Origin of the sequence: Sphingomonas fuzhouensis, from assembly GCF_034659795.1 — a bacterium.
Taxonomy (GTDB): Bacteria; Pseudomonadota; Alphaproteobacteria; order Sphingomonadales; family Sphingomonadaceae; genus Sphingomonas; species Sphingomonas fuzhouensis.
The window spans coordinates 935,043-956,179 of sequence record NZ_JAXSQY010000001.1 but is presented as its reverse complement, the minus strand read 5'-3'; the positions used below and the strand labels follow the sequence as shown (position 1 = coordinate 956,179).

The following is a 21,137-nucleotide window of genomic DNA, read 5'->3' as shown; positions in this document are numbered from 1 at the left end:
GGACCGGCTGGGCGACAGTCGCGGCCATGAAGCGCCTTGTTCTCGCGGCCTTGACCGCCTCCGCCCTGTCCTCTCCCATCCTGGCACAGCGGACCCCGCCGCCCCCGCCCGCGACCATCGCCCCGGAGGTCGCGCAGCTGCGCGACGCGGCGCTGACCGACAATGTCGCCTGGGACATTGTCGAGGGGCTGACCACCGAAGTCGGCCAGCGGCTGGCAGGCACCGAGGCGGAGGCGCGCGCGCGGGCTTGGGCGGTCGCCAAGCTGACCGCGCTCGGCTTCAGCAATGTGCGGATCGAACCCTATCAAATGCCGGTGTGGGAGCGCGGTGCCGAAAGCGCCGAAATCCTGGCCCCATTCCCGCAGAAACTGACCCTGGCCGCGCTCGGCAATTCCGGCGCGACGCCCGCCACCGGGCTCACCGCCGAGGTCGCGGTCTTTCCCAGCATGGCCGCTTTCAAGGCTGCGCCCGTTAGCGCGATCAAGGGGCGGATCGTCTATATCGGCAATGCCATGCCCCGGACGCAGGACGGGTCGGGATACGGCGCCTATGGCACCGCACGCTTTACCGGCCCAGCCCTGGCGGCGGAGCGCGGCGCGGTGGCGATCGTCATCCGCTCGATCGGCACCGACCATCACCGCTTCCCCCATACCGGCACGACCAACTTCCCCGATGGCGTGAAGCCCATCCCGGCAGCGGCGCTATCGGTGCCGGATGCCGAGCAGCTGGAGCGAATCGCCGCGCGCGGAAGGCCGGTCCGGATGAAGCTCGTCCTGACGCCCCGCATGATCGGCATGCGCGAATCGGGCAATGTCATCGCCGAAGTGCCCGGCAGCGATCCCTCGGCGGGAATCGTCCTGGTCGGTGGGCATCTCGACAGCTGGGATCTGGGAACGGGTGCGATCGACGACGCCAGCGGCATCGCCATCACCGCAGCGGCGGCCAAGCGAATCATGGATGCGGGCCAGCCGCGCCGTACCATCCGCGTCGTCTGGTTCGGGGCGGAGGAAGTCGGCGGCATGGGCGGTGCGGCCTATGCCAAGGCCCATGCGAACGAACGCCATGCCACCGCCTCGGAAAGCGATTTCGGCGCGGACCGGGTGTGGCGGTTCGAGGTCAACCTGCCCCCTTCCGCCAAGCCGGTCACCGATCGGCTTCAGACCGCGCTCGCCCCGCTAGGCATCGTGCGGGGCAGCGGGCTGGGCGGGGACGGCACCGATATCGGCCCGACCCTGAAGCTGGGCACCGGCGCGATCGATCTGAACCAGTCGGGATGGGATTATTTCGATACCCATCACACGCCCGACGACGTACTGGACCGCGTCGATCCAGCGGGCCTGCGCCAGAATGTCGCCGCCTGGACCGCGATGCTGGCGGTCGTCGCCAATGCGCCGGAAGCGATCGGGCCGGTCACCCCACGGTAATCTGTCGGTCCATCGGTAACCTTTTGGTAACGCCAACGCCTTGAAAAAGCCTGATCCGTGCCATCGGTTCGTCGCGAACCTTGCGATCCGATGAATTTTGCGGATTGACCGCGATGAACCGCACGTTATTTGAGCCGCTTCGCGACGGCATTCGGGCCGGCCGCGATTTTTGCTTTGCTTGGGAGCATTCGAATGAAGAAGATCGCTTTCGTTCTCGCTGCCGCCGGCCTGATGTCCGTCGCTGCCTGCAACAAGTCGCCTGAAGCTGCTGCCGTTGAGAACAACGCGGACATGCTGGCAGACAACATGGAAATGCAGGCTGACAACATGGAAGCCGTTGCCGACAACACCTCGAACGCTGCTACCGCCGCGACCCTCGAGAACGCTGCCGACAACATGAACGCCGCTGCCGACAACGTCCGTGACGCTGCCGACGCCAAGGCGGACAACATGCAGTAATGCCGCCTCGGACCTTCGGGTCCGAAGCGCCGACTGCTATGTCGGAAAAGGGCGCTTCCCATTCGGAAGCGCCCTTTTTCTTTGATAGAAACCCTAATCTTTTCGTTGCGGATGCCTCCGGCGTCACGCTACGGACATCGTCGGTGGGGCCTGTAGCTCAATGGTTAGAGCTGGCCGCTCATAACGGCTAGGTTGCGGGTTCGAGTCCTGCCGGGCCCACCAAATTCCGCGACATTATCAGGATACGCTCTGACGTCAGGTCAGATCGAGCGACGCCTCGTTGATCCGGCTGATCTCCACCAGCGCGTCCGAGGTTTCAAGCGACAGGTCACGAACCTCCGCCGCGACCACGGCAAAACCACGCCCCTCGGCACCCAATCTCGCAGCCTCGATGCTGGCATTCAGCGCGACCATCCGGGTATTCGCCGAAATTCGCCCCACCCGTTCGAGCACCGCTTCGGCCTGCCGGGTCAGATCCTCGCGACGTTCGCTAATGCGTTGCAAATTGCGCTGATCCGTCACGTCGAAAAAGGTCAGGACGGCACCACCATCGGGCTGCGGATGATAGGTGATCTCAAGGACCTTGCCGTCGTCGAAATGATGGTCGAACTGGCGGCGTACGCCTTCGCGCGCCCATAGGCGGTGATTTTCCAGAATGCCCGCCTTTCGCTCCCGCGACCATCCGACGGCATCGCCGATACAGTCCAGATAAGCGGCCAGCGTAGAGCCTTGCGTTATAGTATCTTCCGCAGTGCCAAACATGCGACTGACATAGGAATTGATCAGGCCGATACGCTCGTCGCCATCGTAGATCACGATCCCGTGACGAACATATTGCATGACGAGCGCCAATTGCTCCGCCGCATTCACCGACACCGCCCAATTTCCTCTTATAACGTATGTTATCGATAACAGCTTTCGCTATTGAGAAAAGACCGCATTTAATTTTACAGATGAAAACGGCTTGTCCAAGTTGCGCCTGCTCCTCTATGAGGGCGTCCGAAACATTCACGAAGGACGGCATATGTCGGTTAAGGGCGATCCCAAGGTCATCGAATATCTGAACGAGGCACTCAAGAACGAGCTGACCGCGATCAATCAGTATTTCCTGCATTATCGCTTGCTCGACCATTGGGGCGTCTACAAGCTGGCGCAGTTCGAGTATCACGAATCGATCGACGAGATGCGCCACGCCGACTGGCTGGCCGAGCGCATCCTGTATCTGGACGGCCTGCCCAATTTCCAGCTGCTCGGCCGCCTGCGCATCGGCGAGACGGTCGAAGAAGTTCTGAAGGGCGACCTGGAAATCGAGGTCGAAGCCGTTGCGCAGCTGAAGGGCGCCATCGCCTATTGCGAAGAGGTTCGCGACTATGTCAGCCGTGACCTGTTCCAGCGCATCCTCGCCAGCGAGGAAGAGCATGTCGACACGCTGGAGCGTCAGTTCGAGATGATCGCGCGCATGGGCATCCAGAACTATATTCAGCTCAACGCCATGGCGGAAAACGACACGCCCAAGTCGGGCGCGGCACCGCATCTCGGCGGCTGATCGCATAAGGGGCCGTGGTCGGCGACCATGGCCCCATTTGCCAGCTTGTTAAAACGGCTGGGGGCCGGGACACCGGTTTCGCTCGTAAGCGGCGCCCCTGCCGACAATCCCAGCTTTCGCTGGGACGACGGTCCGCATCACCGCAGACGCAGGATCAGTCCTTGTTCCCGAACGGATTCTTCGGCGCACGCAGCGTCAGGCGCACCGGCACCGCGCCGAAGCCCAGTTCCCGCCGCATCGAATTGACCAGATAGCGCTCATAGCTGGCGGGTAGCTGATCGACCCGCGTGCCGAAGATCACGAAGCTCGGCGGACGCGACTTTACCTGGGTGACATAGCGCAGCTTGATGCGCTTGCCGCCGGGCGCGGGCGGCGGATTGGCGTCGACCGCACGCTCGAACCAGCGGTTGAGTTCGCCGGTCGGCACACGCTTCGACCAAGCGGCGCGCGTTTCGAACGCCGCCTCGATCAGCGTGTCCAGCCCCTTGCCGGTCGCGGCCGACACGGCCAGCAGCGGCACGCCCTTCACCTGGCTGAGCCCGTCTTCCAGCGCCTTGCGGACACCGTTGAACAGCGAGGACGGATTTTCCGCCACGTCCCATTTGTTGAGCGCGATCAGCAGCGCGCGCCCCTCTTCCAACACGCGGTCGGCGATGCGCAGATCCTGGGACTCCAGCCCCAGCGTCGCGTCGAGCAGCAGCACCACGACCTCGGCGAAATCGACGGCGCGCAGCGCGTCGGCAACGGACAGCTTTTCCAGCTTGTCCTGCACCTTCGCCTTTTTGCGCATGCCCGCCGTATCGATCAGGCGGACCTGCCGCACTTCACCGTCCCGGTCGCGCCATTCCCAATCGATCGCGATCGAATCGCGGGTGATCCCCGCCTCGGGTCCGGTGATCAGGCGATCCTGCCCCAGGAAGCGATTGATGAGCGTCGACTTGCCCGCATTGGGGCGGCCGACGATCGCCAGCTTCAGCGGTGCGAAGGGATTTTCGAGGTCGACCTCCTCCTCTTCCTCGATCTCGACATCGATGAAGGGCAGCAGCGCCTCGAACAGATCGCCCACGCCTTCGCCATGTTCGGCCGAAAGCTGAACCGGATCGCCGAAGCCGAGCGCCAGCGCTTCCAATATGCCCTGTTCGGCCGCGCGGCCTTCGGCCTTGTTCGCGGCCAGGACGATCGGCGTGTCGGAACTGCGCAGCCAGCGGGCGATTTCCTCATCCAGCGGCATGACCCCGGCGCGGGCATCGACCAGGAACAGCGCTACGTCGGCTTCGCGGATAGCCGCCTCGGTCTGGCGACGCATCCGGCCGGGCAGCGTATCGGGGTCTTCGTCCTCATAGCCCGCCGTGTCGATGACGCGGAAATCAAGGCCGAGGAGATGCGCGTCGCCTTCACGCCGGTCGCGCGTCACGCCGGGCCGATCATCGACCAGCGCCAGCTTCTTTCCGACCAGACGATTGAACAGCGTCGACTTGCCGACATTGGGACGGCCGACGATCGCGACGATAGGGAGTTTTGCCATCGCGTTCCGTTAGCGAAAGGCGAGCCTTTCGTCACGGTACAAAACATACCGCCCCCTTGGGATCAACCAAGGGGGCGGCCATGCATCACCGATAGGCGGTAACCCGCCCCTTTTGATCCAGGACATAGAGCGTCGCATTGGCAACGATCGGCGGCAGTGCGAACGGGGTCTTGGTGTTGACCGTCGCCTGAACTGCGCCGTCACCCGGATTGGCGTAGACGATCTGGCCTTCGGAGTTGGTCAGGATCAGGCGATTACCCGCCAGAACCGGCCCGTACCAAATGATCGCGCCGGTCTTTTTCTTCTCGTTATGGAAACGCGGAAGCTGTGCGATCCAGCGCGCCTTGCCGCTCGACCGGGCGAGCGCGACCAGACGGGCGTCGTCGGTAACGAGGAAAATCCACTCGCCCGCGATCCACGGCGTGGAGATACCGGCGAAATTCTGTTCCCACAGACGCTGACCGGTCGACAATTCCAGGGCGACCATGCGCCCACCCTGGCCCAGCGCATAGACGCGCCCCTGATCGATCACCGGCGCAGCGTCGATGTCCGACAGCGTCGACACCGAGGTCGAGATGCTGGTCCGCGACAGCGCATCCTGCCACAGCATACGCCCGTTCTCGTACCGATAGGCGTTCAGCTCGCCGCTGGAGAAACCGGCGACGACCGTGCCCTGGCTGGCGGCGGGCGCCGCGACGCCCAGCACGCCCTGCGTCTCCAGCGTGCCCTGCCCTGCCCAGACGATCTTACCGTCCGCCTGGTTGATCGCGTAAAGCTGATTGTCCTGGGTCAGGACATAGACATTGCCATTGGCGATGGTCGGCGATCCACGCAGCGGCCCGCTGGGCTTGGCGCGCCACAGCACCTTGCCGTCGGCCGCGCTGGCGGCGATCACGTCGCCCAAGCCGTCGGTGGCGAACACGGTGCCGCTGTCATAGCTGGCCCCGCCGCCGAAACGGGCCAGGCGGTTCTCGTTCCCCTCGGTGACGGCGGTCGACCACAGGCGCGCGCCCGTGTCGGCGTTCATGGCGACAAGGTTGCCCTCGACATCCACGACGAACAGCTTGCCCTCGGCCACGACCGGCGGCGCGCCGAGCGGATCGCGGGCGGAACCGCCGTTGATCGTCGTCTCCCACAGGCGCTGCGGCTGTTCGCCAAGCGCGAGCTGACCCATCGACTTGGCGGCATTGCCGCCCGGCTGCGACCAATCGGGGTTGGTTTCCGGTGCGGGCAGCAGGACCTGAACGTCGGCGATCGTCTTGTCCGCCTCCACGCCTGTCTCCGACACCAGGATCGGCACGCGGTTGCCGACGGTCGGCGTCTTCTTGGGGGCGCTCTTGAATACCCCGCAGGCGCCCAGCGCCATCAGCGCGGCGAGCGCCGCCGAGGTGCGGAAATGCTTCGTCATTGGGTCTTGGTGTCCTCACTCTGGCCGACCGCGTCGACCCCCAATACGCCGGCCATCTGAACCGCACGTTGCCGCAACGTATCGGGCACATCCTTGTCGCTGGCAATCTGGCCGAACAACCGGCCCGCCTGATCGCGCTTGTTCATGCGCAGATAGGCCACCGCGACCATCTCGCCCGCGCTGCCGAAATAGGCATTGCCCGGCACTGCCATGCTGCCCAGCCGGGCGACGACCGCCTCGGGCTTCAGCGTGTCATATTCGGCCATGGTCTGGCGCACGAGCGCCAGATCGCGGAACGGCTGCGCCAGCGACGTGTCGTTCGCGAGGGCCGCGAAACGGGCCGCCGCGCCCTTCATATCATCGCGCTGCAACAGGATGTCGGCCTGGGTGAACCCGGCGAGCGCACGATAGGCGTCGATATTGGTGTTCGACAGCGCCTTCAGCTTTTCGCTGGCGGTCTTGGTGTCGTTCTGACCCAGTGCGTCATAGGCCGCCTGGAGCTGTTCGCCATCGACGCCCGCCGCCTGATGCTGGCGATGCTGCCAATAGAGATAGCCGCCGAACGCCGCCAGCGCGATCACGATCGCGGCACCGACGACAAGGCCCCACCGGGTCCAGAAGGATGTCAGCCTTTCGCGACGCAGTTCGTCGTCGACCTCGCTCATGAAGGCCTGGCTGGATTGGGGCGTTAGGGCCAAGACGGGCTCCGCTATTCTGGATCAAGGCAACAAAGAAGCCGCGACCTTTAGCGAGGAGCGGCCCCGGTGGGAAGCGGGCTTGATCTATCCCGCGTCGCGGGGGGCGTAGATCTGCTCGGGGCCCGGAAAATGACGGGCCCGCACATCCTCGGCATAGGCGCGCGCGGCCTCGCCGATACGCTCGCCCATGGTTTCGTACCGGCGGACGAACCGGGCGGTCCGCTCGAACAGGCCCAGCATATCCTCACCCACCAGCACCTGGCCATCGCATTCGGCCGATGCCCCGATCCCGATGGTGGGGCAGGCGATACGCTTGGTGATCTCGATCGCGATCGGCTCGACAACCCCTTCGATCACCACCGAGAACGCCCCCGCCTCCGCAATGGCAACGGCGTCCGCGACGATCTTCTCGGCTTCCTCAGGCGTACGGCCGCGCGCGCCGTAACCGCCCAGCACGTTCACCGCCTGCGGTGTCAGGCCGACATGGCCCATGACCGGAATACCCCGCTCGACCAGGAAGCGGACGGTCGGTGCCATCGCGACACCACCCTCCAGCTTGACCGCCGCCGCGCCGGTCTCCTTGAGCAGCCAGGCGGCATTCTCGAACGCCTTTTCCGGGCTTGCCTCATAGCTGCCAAAGGGCAGGTCGATGACGACGACCGCGTGATAGCTGCCCCGTACCACCGCCGCGCCGTGCGCCGCCATCATCTGGAGCGTCACCGGCACGGTCGAGGGCAGGCCATAGATCACCTGCCCCAGGCTGTCGCCGACCAGCAGCATGTCACAATGCGGATCGAGCAGTTGCGCCGAGCGCACCGTATAGGCGGTCAGCATGACCAGCGGGGTGCCGCCCTTGGCACGGCGGATGGCGGGCACGGTCAGCCGCTTCATCGGGGCGGGCGTGGGATTGGCGCGGCTGGTCGCGGTGTCGAGCGTATAGGTCGTGGACATGGAATGCCTCTACCCCGTGTGCGCCGTGCGCTCCACCCCCTTGGCCTGTCAGAAGATTTCGCCGTAAACCTCGGGCTTGAACCCCACCGTCAGCGCACCGTCCCGATCGAGGACCGGCCGCTTGATGAGCGAAGGCTGCGCCTGCATCAGCCGGATCGCCTTGTCCGCATCGATATCCTGCCGATCGGCCTCGTCCAGCTTGCGGAAGGTCGTGCCGGCGCGGTTCAGCAGCTTTTCCCAACCCACCTGCTCGACCCAGCCGCCAAGCGTGGCTTCGTCGATGCCGTCGGTCTTGTAATTATGGAAGCGATACGTGACGCCGTGCTGGTCGAGCCAGACGCGGGCCTTCTTCATCGTGTCGCAATTCGGGATGCCGTAAAGGGTAATCGTCATAAAGCCTCGGCCATTGGTTCATCGCCCCGATGCCGCAAGTCAGACGCAAAGCCCAGACCGCGCATCCTCCTAATCCGGCGCAAGTCATCAAGGGTGGCGCAGGCGCGCACCCACCGCTATTTCCATGTCATGCAGGACCACCCCTTTTACGCCATCCATTCGCACGGCCTGATCCGCGTCGCCGCCGCGACGCCCGCCGCCTCTGTCGGCGATGCACAGGCCAATGCCCATGCCATGCTCGATCTGGCCCGACAGGCGGATGAGGATGGGGTCGACCTGATCGTCTTTCCCGAATTGTCGCTGACCTCCTATGCCATCGACGATCTGCATCTTCAGGGCGCGATGCATGTCGCGACGCTGGCGGCGCTGGGCGAGATGGTGGATGCCAGCGCGGCGCTGTCGCCCGTCATGCTGATCGGCGCGGCGCTGCCCCGCAACGGGCGGCTGTACAATTGCGCGGTGGTGATCGCCCGCGGGCGTATCCTGGGCGTGGTGCCGAAGACCTTCCTGCCCAATTACCGCGAATATTATGAGAAGCGCTGGTTCGCGAGCGGCGCGGGGCTGACCGGACTGACCATCGAACTGGACGGGCAGAGCGTACCGTTCGGCACCGACCTGATCTTCGCGGCCGAGGATGTCCCCGGTTTCGTCGTCCATGCCGAGATTTGCGAGGACTACTGGGCCCCTACCCCGCCCTCGACGCTGGGCGCGCTGGCGGGGGCGACGATCTGCTGCAACCTGTCGGCCTCCAACATCGTGATCGGCAAGGCGCGCGACCGGGCGATGCTGGCCGCTGCGCAATCGGCGCGGGCGGCCTGTGCCTATGTCTATTCCGCCGCCGGGATCGGGGAGAGCACGACCGACCTGTCCTGGGACGGCCAGGGCCTGATCCACGAACTGGGCGAGACGATCGCCGAGTCCGAGCGCTTCCTGCGCGAACCCGCGTTGACCACCGCCGATATCGATGTCGAGCGGATCATGCAGGAGCGCTTGCGCTTCGGAACGTTCAACGACGCAGCCGCCCTGTCCGGTCATCCCGAGCAACGCTTCCGCCGGATCGGCTTCGTGCATGGCGCGGAGGCGATCGACCGAGGGCTGCACCGCGCCGTCCATCGCTTCCCCTTCGTGCCCGACGATCCCGCCCGGCGCGATGCCGACTGCTACGAGGCGTATAATATCCAGGTCGAGGCACTCGCCAAGCGACTGGACGCCAGCGGTGCCAAGACGCTGGTCATCGGCATTTCCGGCGGGCTCGACTCCACCCATGCGCTGATCGTGGCGGCCAAGGCGACCGACCGGCTCGGCTGGACGCGTGACCGTATCCTGGCCTTCACCATGCCCGGTTTCGCGACCGGTGAGGGGACCAAGGCCCATGCCTGGGCGCTGATGCGCGCGCTGGGCGTGACGGCCGAGGAGATCGACATCCGCCCGGCCGCGCACCAGTTGCTGGAGGATATGCGCCACCCGTTCGCGCACGGCGAACCGGTGCATGACGTGACGTTCGAGAATGTCCAGGCGGGCCTGCGCACCGACTATCTCTTCCGCCTGGCCAATCAGCGCGGCGGGATCGTTCTGGGGACCGGCGACCTGTCGGAGCTGGCGCTCGGCTGGTGCACCTATGGCGTCGGCGACCAGATGAGCCATTATGCGGTCAATGCGGGCGTGCCCAAGACGCTGATCCAGTTCCTGATCCGCTGGTGTATCCGCACCGGGCAATATGACGAGGCGACCAATCGCGTGCTCGCCGCGATCCTGGCGCAGGAAATTTCGCCCGAACTGGTTCCCGCCGATGCCAGCGGCGCGATGCAGTCGACCGAGGCGATGATCGGCCCCTATGCGCTGAACGACTTCTTTGCCCATTATGTGATCCGCTACGGCCTGAAGCCGTCCAAGATCGCGTTCCTCGCCTGGCATGCCTGGCGCGATGCGGAGGCGGGCGGCTGGCCCGAGGATCTACCGCAGGATGCGCGCGTCGCCTATGACCTGCCGACGATCCGGCATTGGCTGGAGCGATTCCTGACCCGCTTCTTCCAGACCAGCCAGTTCAAGCGATCCGCCCTGCCCAACGGGCCGAAGGTGTCGCCGGGCGGCGCCCTGTCGCCCCGTGGCGACTGGCGCGCGCCCTCGGACGGGACCGCCGCCGTCTGGCTTGCCGAATTGCGGGATGCCCTGCCCCATACGTAATATCCCGGACTTGGCAGGGCGTGGCGAACCCCGCTATACTGAAGGCTTGTTCGTTACATTTTCTAATAGATTACAGGCTCCTCCCGGCCTGTCGGCACGAGAGAATCCATGAGCCTTGTCGTTCGTACCCTGTCGGAGCAAATCTTCACGATCATTCGGGAGCGGATCATCAGCGGGGACCTGCCCGAGGATCAGCCGATCCGCCAGGATGCGCTGGCCAATGAACTGGGCGTCAGCAAGATTCCGCTGCGCGAGGCGCTGGCCCGATTGGAGCAGGAAGGGCTGCTGACCAGCCAGGCCAATCGGGGCTTCTTTGTCCGCTCGCTGGGCGCGGCCGAAGCGGAGGAGATTTACGAACTGCGGCTTGCGCTGGAGCCCGACGCCGCCGCCCGCGCCGCCCGCGTGGCGACGGAAGCGGATCAGGCGACCGCACGCGAGGCACTGACCGCGCTCGACGTGGCGGCGCAGGAGGCCTTGCATGAGGTCGCGCATCGCAATCGCGCCTTCCATCTGGCGCTGGTGCGGCCGCTCGGCGCCGCGCTGACATTTCAGCTGATCGAGCGGTTGCAGGTGCTGGCCGAACGCTATGTCGTCCAGCATCTCAAGCCCGCCGGTCGCGAGGACCGTGCGCATGAGGAGCATCACGCGCTGCTCGACGCGTGGCTGGCACGCGACGAAGCCCGCGTGGCGGGGTTCCTGACCGAGCATATCGGCGCCACGTTGGTCGATCTGCGCGCGCAGCTGGTACGCTGATCGCCGGGGTCAGCCGGGTGGGGTTGGGCGAACAAATGGCGTGGTGATGATCCGCGCGCCCCGCCGATAGGTCAGATAGCGCCACAGCCATTGCAGGCTGACCCGGATACGCTGCGCGAAATTGACCAGCAGCACGACATGGACGATCGCCCATAGCATCCACGCCGGATAGCCCTTCATCCGGTATCGCCCGAAGTCGAAGATCGCGGCATGCCGCCCGATGATCGCCGCATTGCCGCGATTGTGGAAGCGAAAGGGCATTGGGGCGATGCCCCGCGTCAATTGCTCGCGGAGCAGCTTGCCCAGATACTGCCCCTGTTGCTGCGCCACCTGCGCCAGGCCGGGCAAGGGCTTGCCATGCTCGTCCAGACAAGCCGCGACATCGCCGAGCGCATAGACATTCTCCAACCCTTCGACGCTGAGGTCGGACCGCACCGGCACCCGCCCGCCCTGGCCCGGCGTCACGCCCAGCAGCTTCGCCGCGCCCGTCGGTGCCACCCCGGCCCCCCATAGGACGGTGCGCGCCGGGATGAACCGGCCCCCCGCGGTCAGCCCCTCGGCCGTGATCGATTCGACCGGCATGTTCGTCATGACCTGAACGCCCAGCCGCCCGAGCGCACGCTCGGCATAGCTGGCGAGTTCGTCGGGAAAGGCGCTCAGGATGCGCGACCCGCCCTCGATCAGGATGATCCGCGCCGCTTCGGGTCGGATACGGCGAAAGTCGGAGGCCAGCGCATAGCGGGCGAGTTCGGCGACCGATCCGGCAAGCTCCACCCCGGTCGGCCCGCCGCCGACGATCACGAAGGTCATCAACGCCTCGCGATCGGCCGCCCCGTCCCGCTCCGCCTCTTCGAACGCGCCGAGCACTCGCGAGCGGATGACGCGCGCCTCTTCGATCGACTTGCAGGCGGGGGCGAAGGCGCGCCACTCGTCATGGCCAAAATAGCTGCTGGTCGATCCGGTCGCGACGACCAGCCGGTCGTAGGTCAACGTCTCGCCGGTCGCGAGCGCCACCTGCCGCGCATCCGTATCCACCCGCTCCACCTCACCCAGCATCACGCGGATATTAGGATAGCGGCCAAGGACATGGCGGATCGGCTCGGCGACGTCCGCCGGGGACAGGGCGGCCGTCGCCACCTGATAGAGCAGCGGTACGAACAGATGGTAATTGTTGCGGTCGACGACCGTGACCCGGACGGGCGCCCGCGCCAATTGCTGCGCCACCGCCAGCCCGCCAAAGCCCGCCCCCACGATGACGACATGGGGCCAGTGGGGATCGACCGCCGCCCCCGGCGAGGAAGAGGCCCTGCTCATGATATTCACCAGGTCGCGGCGATCTTGCCGAAATGTGCGCCGCTTTCCTGATGACGGAACGCGGCGGCCAGCTCTTCCAGCGCGAAGCGGCGGTCGATCACCGGGCGAAACGCGGCATCCTCCAGCGCGCGAACGAAGTCCATCTGCATCCGGCGGCTGCCGACGATCAGCCCCTGGAGCCGCGCCTGCTTGCCCATCAGCGTGGCGGTCGGGACATCGCCCGCCATCCCGGTCAGCACGCCGATCAGTCCGATATGGCCGCCGATCCGCACCGCATCTATCGACTGAGCCAGCGTGCCCGGTCCGCCGACCTCGATCACATGGTCGACGCCTGCGCCCGCCCAGTCATGGATGCGCTTTCCCCAATCGGGATGGGCGCGGTAATTGATCGTATGCGCCGCACCCAGACTTCGCGCCCGCTCCAGCTTCTCGTCGGAGGATGAGGTCACTGCCACCTGCGCGCCCATCATCCGCGCGATCTGGAGTGCCCAGATCGACACCCCACCCGTCCCCAACACCAGCACCCGGTCCCCGGCTTTCAGCCCGCCATCGACCACCAGGCTGCGCCACGCCGTCAGACCAGCGGTGGTGATGGTCGCCGCCTCGGCATGGTCATAGCCCTTGGGCGCGCGCGTGAAGGCGGTGGCGGGCGCGACCACCATTTCGCAGGCATAGCCATCGATCCCGTCGCCGGGGACACGGGAAAAGTCGCCGATGCGCGGTGGCCCTTCCTGCCAATCCGGGAAGAAGCAGGACACGACCGCATCGCCCGCCGCAAAGTCGGCCACGCCCTCGCCCGCCGCCTCGACGATCCCGGCGCCGTCCGCCATCGGAATGCGGCCATCCTGGGTCGGCATCTTGCCCGCGACCACGCTATAATCGTGATAGTTGAGCGAGGTCGCGTGCAGGCGGACCCGGATCATGCCGGGTCCGGGCACCCCCGGATCGGGACGGTCGACCAGTCGCAACCGGTCCAATCCGCCGGGTGCGTCGAGGATCATCGCTTTCATGCCATCGCCTTCATCGCTGTCCGCTGATGACAAAACCAACGCCGCGGCGGCGTGATGCGATCCCTCAACCGGTCGCCAGCAACCAGCCATCGGGCAGGAAATCGACTGACATATAATAATAAAAGGCACAGCTTCTGTCGCCGCCGCGATAGCTGCCGCCCTTGACGATGCCGTAGGCGGTGCTGCCCAGAAATACCGGTCCGCCGCTGTCGCCGCTGCGACAGGTGGGGCCGCGCACCGCGACCCAGGTCGGGGTGCAACCGCCGCCGCACAAATCCCCGGCGGGGGCGAAATCGGGAATCCACACCTCGGCGCAGCTATAGCCGGTGCGCTCGCCCCGGTGACAGACGATGTCGCCCGCGCGCGTGGCGGCGCGCGATTGAGCCCCCGTGACGGTGCGACTGATCGTCTTGGCCGTATCGCTCCAGAAATCGGGCAATAGCGGCCTCGGACTGCCATTCACCTGCACGTCCTGATAGCCCCAGCCCCATTGCCCCAGGAACGGCAGGGGATGGGCCTGGCCTGCGGGGTCCGTCCATACCAGATTGTCGGGGCAATGGGCGGCGGTCACGATGGCGCTTTCGCTGCCCCGTCGAACCACGAAACCGCTGGTACAGGCATAGCGCCGCCCATTGGCGGGATCGATTCCGGTCAACCGCGCGCCGCCCTGAAGATCGGCCAGGTCTGCATCCGGCGCATCCAACGTCGCGATCCGCACAGGCACACCCGCGATCCGCGCAATCCGGTCGCGCAGAGCATCGCCCGGCTCGGCCTCGGCGTCCGCGCGGGACACCATCACGACCAGCGCACCGATCCGGGGATCGACGCCAATCCCCGGCGGCTGGGTAAGGCTGGCCCGGATTTCGGTCTGGTGCAGCGCCAGCGCGACGACCAATTGGCTGTGGGTCGCATAGGCGCCCGTCCGAAACCGGACGAGTACCGGATAGCTCCCCACCGAAACGACACGGTCGGCCACCGGCGCGTCGCCGGTCAGCAGCACGTCGATATGGAATGGCCGATGACCGACCGACAGCCCGCCCAGGCGATCGGCGAACTCGGTGGCGAGCGCGTCGGTCAGCGGCACCGATGCCGCCTGCACCGCCAGTTCGCGCATGGCGCCCTCCGGCGTCTGGCCAGAGATAGCGGCATATTCCGCCGCATCCAGCGCCAGGGCGGCATCCCCGCGCACCGGCCCCACGCCTTGCGCCGTCGCCACGCCGGTCATCAGGATCAGCCCGGCCACCACCGCCGACAGGAAAGCCCATCTATCACGGGCACAAGAATTGCGCTGGTTATATCCCATCGATTTGATATGTATTACCTGTGAAGAGCCGGTAAGCGGCGATACACGGGAAAAATCATCAAGGGGACCGAATTGATGTTGCGACGCCATGCCTTACCGCTGCTTCTGATCGCATCCGCACTGCCGCTTGCCGCCTGTTCGCGGTCGGAGCCTGCCAACAGCGTCACCGCCACCGATAATCTCGGCGTCGCCAATGACGAAGTGCTGGCGAATGACGAGGCACCGATCGGCGCCGATGCCGCTTTGGGCAATGTCGGGTCGGATAACGCGCTCGCGCCGGAGGGCTCGAACGCCAGCTAGACTTTCCGCCGGTGGCGGGCCCTTCGGGCCTGTCCCCGCTCCTGCCTCGCCTAAGGAAGCTCCCTGTGGCGATCGACTGGCCCGGCGGCACCGACCGCCGGGCCTTTTTCGTTATTTCTCGGTGATGCCCAGGGTGCGCAGGACACGCATATCCTGTTCGACCACCCCGGCAGAGAAACGTTCGATCAGCCGCTGCGCCTGCCGCCACATCCCCGTCGGCATGGGAGCCGCCACGGGCGGGGTCAGCAAGCGTCCGCCACATATCTGCGCCAGCGCAGGTCCATGCGTCGCGCCGTCGACGATCAGCGAGGGGAAGGGCAAGGCGGCGTCGGGCGAGGCAAAAAGCTGTCCGCCCTGCCGGTCGAGCGCGGCGGTGGGCGGCGGTTGAAAGAACAGCGCGCCCGCAACCTTGGACACATAATGGCTGGGCGACAGCCGTGCCCACCAGATGCTGGCGAGACAGGCCGCGCCTTCGGCAACCAGCAGCACGGCCTTGTCGGCCTGGGCCACCGCATGATCCAGCCGAGTCGCCCAGATATCCCGCGCCTCGCGCGAGCCGTCGTCAAAGGCGAGTTGGACATCGCCCTGCCGCGGCCAGGCGAAAAGATGTTCCCAAGGCATGGCACACTCGCCAGCGCCCTTCCCCGCCATGGGCAGGGTAATGATCGAGAAGGGATCGTTCAGGCGCAGTTCGGCCGCCATGGTCTTCTCCGTCGCTGATCCTCCCAAGCTACGGGAGTTTCGGCGAAGGGCAAGAGGGCACGAACGCCCCCTTGCCTCACGCTGCCGCGACGGGTCGGGCCGCGCGCCGCGAATCGCTGAGCGCCGTGGCGATGCTGTCGACCATCAGTTCATATTGGTCGGGCGTATAACCGGCGGCCAGAAACGCGCGGACCTCATGCGAAGGGACGCTATAGCCATGATGCCAGCTCAACACCGCCATCCGGCGCAGCGCCTCCAGCGACGGGTCGGCCAGGCGCGGGTTGCGGGTATCGCCGAAGATGCTGCTGATCGCGCGGATCAGCTTGGTCGGCTCGCGCAAGGTGGAGATACGATCGCGACGGGCAAGCGCTACGACCTGCCACTCCAGCGCCGACAGGCGGGTGTCGGGCCGGATCGCGGCCGCACCCTCCGCGCCCCGCCGGGCGACGGCGGCGCCTACCGCGCTGCGTGCAGCGCCAATTTCCTGAAATGCGACATAGGCCATGATGCAAACCCCTTTCTGCCGCGCGACATCCTGCCCCGGCCAGCATCACGCCCGCCCGAGTGGACGGCACCCGGCCGCCCGCATTGCTGTCTCGCCATTTTCTCTGTCGGAAGGTGGTGACCACCTTCCATACCGACTGGTATATTAATCAAACCGACAGGCGTCAACGACTTTCATACCGGTCGGTAGGAAAAAATTCCCGATCAGTGCGAAGGCCATAGCGCCATGGCGGAGTCGACCAGCGCATCAAGCTGATCGCAGGACACGCCGGACCCCGCCTGCACCGCCATGCCCTGCAACACCGCATAAAGCAGGTTCGCCAAGCCCTCCGGATCGACATCGGCTCGCAGATCGCCTTCATCGACGGCACGCTGGAACCGCGCAACGATGGCGGCCTGGACGGAGGCGCGGCGGGCGACGACCGCCGCCTTGATCGACTCGGCCTCCGACCCGCACGCCACCGAATGGATCACACCCAGGCAGCCCTTCGGCTCCCACTGGCTCGTCATCGCCTTCAGCGCCCCGCGCAGCAGATGCTCAGCGACTTGGCGCGCGGTCGGCTGGTCCAGCGACTCGCGGATATAAGCGAGCTTCTCCGCCTCGTAGAGATCGAGCGCCTTGTGAAACAGCGCCTCCTTGTTGCCGAACGCCGCATATAGGCTGGGCTTGGTGATACCCATCGCCTCGGTCAGGTCGGCCATCGAGGCCCCTTCATACCCCTTGCTCCAAAAAACGCGGAGCGCCGACGCCAGCGCTTGGTCGGTGCAGAATTCGCGCGGGCGGCCCTTACACATGGGCGAAGCATGTTCCATAACGCTCGGTATAGAATTTGCGGGGTCATTTGAAAAGCCCCCTCGCGGGCCTTCGCGATCAGCACGCGCGCCGCGATTAAATATTCTGCAACGCCCCTGCGTGTATTCTGTCGGCAAGGGGGCAGCACATACAATGTTGAATATCGTCGGTTGCATCGTCGAGCAGCACGACCCCTGGCTCGTGGTCCCTGCGCTTGGCGTCTGCATCCTTGGGTTGATCGCCCTGTTCGTTCTGCACGACCGGTCGGAGGAATGCATCGAAGCCCGCCGCCGCCGCTGGGTGGCGATCGCCGCGATCACGGCGGGCGTCAGCATCTGGTGCACCCATTTCCTGGCGATGCTGGCCTATCGCGGGCCCCTCCCCCTCGGCTTCAACCTGCCTTTGACGATGGTGTCGATCGGCGTGCCCTGCCTGACCATCTGGTTCGGGCTGAACCACATGCGGCGGCGGCGCGACATCTTCGCCTATGTCATTGCCGGAAGCCTGACCGCGCTCGGCGTGACCGCGATGCATCTGATCGGCATGAGCGCGCTGATCGTACCGGCCCAGATCCGCTACGACATGCTCGGCATCGTCCAGGCCGTGGTCGGCGCAGAGCTGCTATTGTCGCTGGCGTTCTACATCCATGGCGCGCGACGTGGGGTCAGTCGAACCATCCTGTCGGTCGTCGCGGCAGTGCTTGGGATCGTGGTCCTGCATTTCGGCGCGATGACCGCCACGACGCTGGTTCCCGGCGGGGTCGCGGTCGATCCTGCCCTCCACCCGCTACAGCCCCATAATCTGGCGCGCGTGATTGGCGTGATGACGGCCGCGATCGTCATCGCCATGGTTGCGGCCGCCTTGCTCGACCGCTTGCTGACCGATCTACGCGGACTGACCCAGGCCACCCGCGAAGGGATAGCGATCCTGCACCATGGCCGGATCATCGAGGTCAATGCCCGGCTTGCGACGATGTTGGATGTCGAGCCCAGCGCGATGATCGGATCACGCCCGCAGGATTGGCTGGAGACGACGGATGGCGGCCCGTTCGCCCTGGCCGACGACATGCTGATCGAAACCCAGCCCTGCGATCCGGCGCTGGCCGATCGTTGCCTGGAGGTCGCGGCCCATGAGATCGAATATCGCGGACGGCGGGGGACCGTGATGTCGGTGCGCGACCTGACCGATCAGCGCCGTGCCCAGCGACAGATCGAGTTCATGGCGGTCCATGATCCGCTGACCGAACTGCCCAACCGCATCTATTTCGATCAGGCGCTGGAAAGCGCGATCGCCCAGGCGGATCAGAAGGGGCCGTTCGCGCTGCTCGCGCTCGACCTCGACCGGTTCAAGGCCGTCAACGACCTGTTCGGTCATGCGGCGGGCGACACGATCCTATGCCGGGTGGCAGCCATGCTGACCAGCCTGATCGACGAGGCCGGCGTGGTCGCACGCGTGGGCGGCGACGAGTTCCTGATCCTGCAACGTGGCATCGACGGACCTGATCGCGTGCGCAAGCTGACCGAAGCGATCCTGGAGGCCTTCGCCAACGAAATGGACCTCAGCCGCGATCCCATGGCGGTGGGCGTCAGCATCGGCGTCTCGCTCTTCCCCCAGGATGCGACCGATGCGCAGAGCTTGCGCCACAATGCCGATATCGCGCTGTACCGCGCCAAGAACAGCGGGCGGGGCACCGCCTCCTTCTTCGACCAGGATATGGACCGCACCATGCGAAAGCGGCTCGCGCTGGAACATGATCTGCGCCACGCGCTGCTGCGCGACCAGATGCGGCTCGTCTATCAACCGCTGGTCGCGACCGGCAGCGCCGACGTCATCGGCTATGAGGCGTTGCTGCGCTGGAAGCATCCCGAACGCGGCGAGGTTCAGCCCGCCGAATTCGTGCAGCTGGCCGAGGAAACCGGCATCATCCTGCAGCTGGGCGAGTGGGTGCTGAACACCGCCTGTCGCGCCGCCGCCGCCTGGCCCGCGCCGATGACGCTGGCGGTCAATGTCTCACCGATCCAGTTCCAGCTGCCCAATCTGGCCGAGGTCGTCGCCCGCGCGCTGGCCGATAGCGGCTTTCCCGCCCATCGCCTGGAACTGGAGATCACCGAGAATGTCCTCCTCCACGACCGCGAGTCGATCCTGAAGACGCTCCACCAGTTGAAGGCGATGGGCACCGGCATCGTCATGGACGATTTCGGCACCGGCTATAGCTCGCTCAGCAACCTGCAATGTTTTCCGTTCGACAAGATCAAGATCGACAAGAGCTTCATCTCGGGCGTGACCAGCGATGCCACCGCGCGATCGATCGTCCGGGCGATCGTCGCGCTGGGACAGAGCCTGAACCTGCCGGTCGTCGCCGAAGGTGTCGAGACGGCCGAACAGCATCGCATGGTGCTGGAGGAAGGTTGCCCCCAGGCCCAGGGCTATCTGTTCGGCCGTCCCTCTGGTTTGCCGGTCGCCGCTCAGCCCTTGGCCAAGGCGCTGCGCCGACGGCCATAGGCGAAGTAGAAGGCCAGCCCCGCCAGGTTCCAGATGACGAAGCGGATGATCGTCGCGCTGGGCAGGCTGAACAGCAGATAGACACAGCCCAGGATGGCGAGCGTGCCGACCAGATAGGGCTGCGGACAGCGGAACAGCCGCTTGGCATCGGGTGCGTTGCGACGCAGCACCATCAGGCACGCACCGACCGCGATGAAGGCGAGCAGCGTGCCCGCATTGGCCAGCTCGGCAATCTCGTCCAGGCGGAAGATACCCGCGACGATCGCGATGGAAACGCCGGTGACGAGCGTGATCCGGGTCGGCGCGCCGCTACGCTTGCTGACCACCGCCAGCGACTGCGGCAACAGGCCGTCCCGCGCCATGGTGAAGAAGATGCGGCTCTGCCCATACATCATGACCAGGATGACCGAAGGCAGCGCGATGACCGCCGCCAGGGCGATCAGATGCGCCGCCGTCGGCTGGCCCAGCGAACGCAGGACCAGCGCCAGCGGTTCGGGCGAATTGGCAAGCTGCTGGAAGGGCAGCGCGCCCACCGCCGTCACCGCGACCGCCATATAGATCAGCGTACACACCAGCATAGATCCGACGATGCCGATGGTCAGATCGCGGCCCGGATTCTTGGCTTCCTCGGCCGATGTGGCCACCGCGTCGAAGCCATAAAAGGCGAAGAACACGATCGCCGCCGCCGCCATGACGCCGCGCTTGGCCCCATCCACCTCGGTCGCGCCGAAGCCATAGGGCATGAAGGGGTGGAGATTGGCGTTGTTGAAGGCCGGAAGTGCGAAGGCGACGAACACGCCCAGCGCGACCAGCTTCACGATGACCAAGATGATGTTCAGCGTCGCACTCTCCCGCGTACCGGCGACCAGCATCCCCATCACCGACAGCGCGACCAGCACGGCGGGCAGGTTGATGATGCCGCCACCATGCGGCCCCGAGAGAAGCTCGGGCGGCAGATGCACGCCCGCCGCCTGTATCCAGCCGACCAAATAGCCCGACCAGCCGACCGCGACGGTCGAACAGGCCAGCGAATATTCGAGGATCAGGCTCCATCCGACGACCCAGGCGAGCGTCTCGCCCAGCGCGGTATAGCTAAAGGTATAGGCGCTGCCCGCCGCCGGGATCAGCGTGGCGAGTTCGGCATAGGCCAACGCGGCGCAGGCGCAGACCGCGCCCGCAATCGCGAAGGCCAGGATGACGGCGGGCCCGGCTCGCTCGGCCCCGACGCCGGTCAACGTGTAGATGCCGGTGCCGACGATCGCGCCAACCCCCAGAGCGATCAGGTGCGGCCAGCTGAGCGTCTTGGCCAGCGCCTGCCCCTCGGCATGCTGGGTCACGCTGCCCAGCGATTTTCTTGGTCCGAACATT

20 protein-coding genes and 1 tRNA gene are annotated in these 21,137 nt (G+C 65.8%); 8 read left to right on the top strand and 13 right to left on the bottom strand.

What is annotated here, in order from left to right:
- Positions 1-26 precede the first annotated feature (26 nt).
- From U1H82_RS04440 to U1H82_RS04430, 3 genes are all read left to right on the top strand, one after another.
- Positions 27-1,424 carry a M20/M25/M40 family metallo-hydrolase gene (locus U1H82_RS04440; RefSeq protein ID WP_322963692.1) on the top strand — a complete coding sequence of 466 codons (1,398 nt, stop codon included), beginning with the start codon at positions 27-29 and terminating at the stop codon, positions 1,422-1,424.
- Between the two features lie 192 nt (positions 1,425-1,616).
- Positions 1,617-1,883, top strand: coding sequence for a hypothetical protein (locus U1H82_RS04435; protein ID WP_322963691.1), 267 nt, complete (start codon positions 1,617-1,619; stop codon positions 1,881-1,883).
- Between the two features lie 146 nt (positions 1,884-2,029).
- Positions 2,030-2,105: transfer RNA gene (locus U1H82_RS04430), tRNA-Ile, on the top strand.
- A gap of 33 nt (positions 2,106-2,138) precedes the next feature.
- Here the strand turns inward: U1H82_RS04430 and U1H82_RS04425 are convergent.
- Positions 2,139-2,759: a methyl-accepting chemotaxis protein gene (locus U1H82_RS04425; protein ID WP_322963690.1), complete on the bottom strand. Its 621-nt coding sequence runs from the start codon at positions 2,757-2,759 to the stop codon at positions 2,139-2,141.
- 148 nt (positions 2,760-2,907) lie between these two features.
- Between U1H82_RS04425 and bfr the strand changes: the two genes are divergently transcribed.
- Complete coding sequence (gene bfr / locus U1H82_RS04420) at positions 2,908-3,429, top strand: bacterioferritin (RefSeq protein WP_322963689.1); 522 nt, start codon at positions 2,908-2,910, stop codon at positions 3,427-3,429.
- Positions 3,430-3,583: 154 nt separating this feature from the next.
- On the opposite strand, the gene der is transcribed toward bfr, so the two are convergent.
- The 5 genes from der to U1H82_RS04395 form a co-directional block, all read right to left on the bottom strand.
- A complete protein-coding gene (gene der, locus U1H82_RS04415; RefSeq protein ID WP_322963688.1) occupies positions 3,584-4,954 on the bottom strand; it encodes a ribosome biogenesis GTPase Der in 1,371 nt (456 codons plus the stop codon).
- 85 nt (positions 4,955-5,039) lie between these two features.
- Entirely contained in the window at positions 5,040-6,362 is a 1,323-nt protein-coding gene (locus U1H82_RS04410) for an outer membrane protein assembly factor BamB family protein (RefSeq protein ID WP_322963687.1), read from the bottom strand.
- Positions 6,359-7,027, bottom strand: coding sequence for a tetratricopeptide repeat protein (locus tag U1H82_RS04405; protein WP_322963686.1), 669 nt, complete (start codon positions 7,025-7,027; stop codon positions 6,359-6,361). Before U1H82_RS04405 ends, U1H82_RS04410 begins: the two co-directional genes overlap by 4 nt.
- A 117-nt stretch (positions 7,028-7,144) precedes the next feature.
- On the bottom strand, positions 7,145-8,011 hold the full coding sequence (gene panB, locus U1H82_RS04400) for a 3-methyl-2-oxobutanoate hydroxymethyltransferase (protein WP_322963685.1): 867 nt from the start codon (positions 8,009-8,011) through the stop codon (positions 7,145-7,147).
- Between the two features lie 48 nt (positions 8,012-8,059).
- Positions 8,060-8,404, bottom strand: coding sequence for an ArsC family reductase (locus U1H82_RS04395; protein WP_322963684.1), 345 nt, complete (start codon positions 8,402-8,404; stop codon positions 8,060-8,062).
- Positions 8,405-8,533: 129 nt separating this feature from the next.
- Here U1H82_RS04395 and U1H82_RS04390 point away from each other — a divergent pair, with 129 nt between their 5' ends.
- Positions 8,534-10,588, top strand: coding sequence for an NAD(+) synthase (locus tag U1H82_RS04390; RefSeq protein ID WP_322963794.1), 2,055 nt, complete (start codon positions 8,534-8,536; stop codon positions 10,586-10,588).
- A gap of 108 nt (positions 10,589-10,696) precedes the next feature.
- Positions 10,697-11,341 (top strand): GntR family transcriptional regulator, encoded by a 645-nt coding sequence (locus tag U1H82_RS04385; RefSeq protein WP_322963683.1) that lies wholly within the window; start codon positions 10,697-10,699, stop codon positions 11,339-11,341.
- Positions 11,342-11,350: 9 nt separating this feature from the next.
- Here U1H82_RS04385 and U1H82_RS04380 read toward each other — a convergent pair whose 3' ends face one another.
- The 3 genes from U1H82_RS04380 to U1H82_RS04370 form a co-directional block, all read right to left on the bottom strand.
- The gene (locus tag U1H82_RS04380; protein WP_322963682.1) at positions 11,351-12,655 is read right to left on the bottom strand and encodes an NAD(P)/FAD-dependent oxidoreductase; all 1,305 of its coding nucleotides are present in this window, start codon (positions 12,653-12,655) and stop codon (positions 11,351-11,353) included.
- Positions 12,656-12,660: 5 nt separating this feature from the next.
- Positions 12,661-13,665 carry a zinc-dependent alcohol dehydrogenase family protein gene (locus U1H82_RS04375; protein ID WP_322963681.1) on the bottom strand — a complete coding sequence of 335 codons (1,005 nt, stop codon included), beginning with the start codon at positions 13,663-13,665 and terminating at the stop codon, positions 12,661-12,663.
- Between the two features lie 64 nt (positions 13,666-13,729).
- The gene (locus U1H82_RS04370) at positions 13,730-14,968 is read right to left on the bottom strand and encodes a chymotrypsin family serine protease (protein WP_322963680.1); all 1,239 of its coding nucleotides are present in this window, start codon (positions 14,966-14,968) and stop codon (positions 13,730-13,732) included.
- 75 nt (positions 14,969-15,043) lie between these two features.
- Here U1H82_RS04370 and U1H82_RS04365 point away from each other — a divergent pair, with 75 nt between their 5' ends.
- Positions 15,044-15,268 (top strand): hypothetical protein, encoded by a 225-nt coding sequence (locus tag U1H82_RS04365; RefSeq protein ID WP_322963679.1) that lies wholly within the window; start codon positions 15,044-15,046, stop codon positions 15,266-15,268.
- Between the two features lie 111 nt (positions 15,269-15,379).
- On the opposite strand, the gene U1H82_RS04360 is transcribed toward U1H82_RS04365, so the two are convergent.
- The 3 genes from U1H82_RS04360 to U1H82_RS04350 all read right to left on the bottom strand — a co-directional run bounded on the left by U1H82_RS04360 (position 15,380) and on the right by U1H82_RS04350 (position 17,287).
- The gene (locus U1H82_RS04360) at positions 15,380-15,970 is read right to left on the bottom strand and encodes an alpha/beta hydrolase (protein WP_322963678.1); all 591 of its coding nucleotides are present in this window, start codon (positions 15,968-15,970) and stop codon (positions 15,380-15,382) included.
- A gap of 76 nt (positions 15,971-16,046) precedes the next feature.
- A complete protein-coding gene (locus U1H82_RS04355) occupies positions 16,047-16,475 on the bottom strand; it encodes a hypothetical protein (RefSeq protein WP_322963677.1) in 429 nt (142 codons plus the stop codon).
- Positions 16,476-16,678: 203 nt separating this feature from the next.
- Entirely contained in the window at positions 16,679-17,287 is a 609-nt protein-coding gene (locus U1H82_RS04350) for a TetR/AcrR family transcriptional regulator (RefSeq protein WP_322963676.1), read from the bottom strand.
- A gap of 133 nt (positions 17,288-17,420) precedes the next feature.
- Between U1H82_RS04350 and U1H82_RS04345 the strand changes: the two genes are divergently transcribed.
- Positions 17,421-19,769 carry a bifunctional diguanylate cyclase/phosphodiesterase gene (locus tag U1H82_RS04345; RefSeq protein ID WP_322963675.1) on the top strand — a complete coding sequence of 783 codons (2,349 nt, stop codon included), beginning with the start codon at positions 17,421-17,423 and terminating at the stop codon, positions 19,767-19,769.
- On the opposite strand, the gene U1H82_RS04340 is transcribed toward U1H82_RS04345, so the two are convergent.
- A complete protein-coding gene (locus U1H82_RS04340; protein ID WP_322963674.1) occupies positions 19,733-21,136 on the bottom strand; it encodes an amino acid permease in 1,404 nt (467 codons plus the stop codon). The two genes, U1H82_RS04345 and U1H82_RS04340, sit on opposite strands and share 37 nt — an antisense overlap.
- Position 21,137 lies beyond the last annotated feature (1 nt).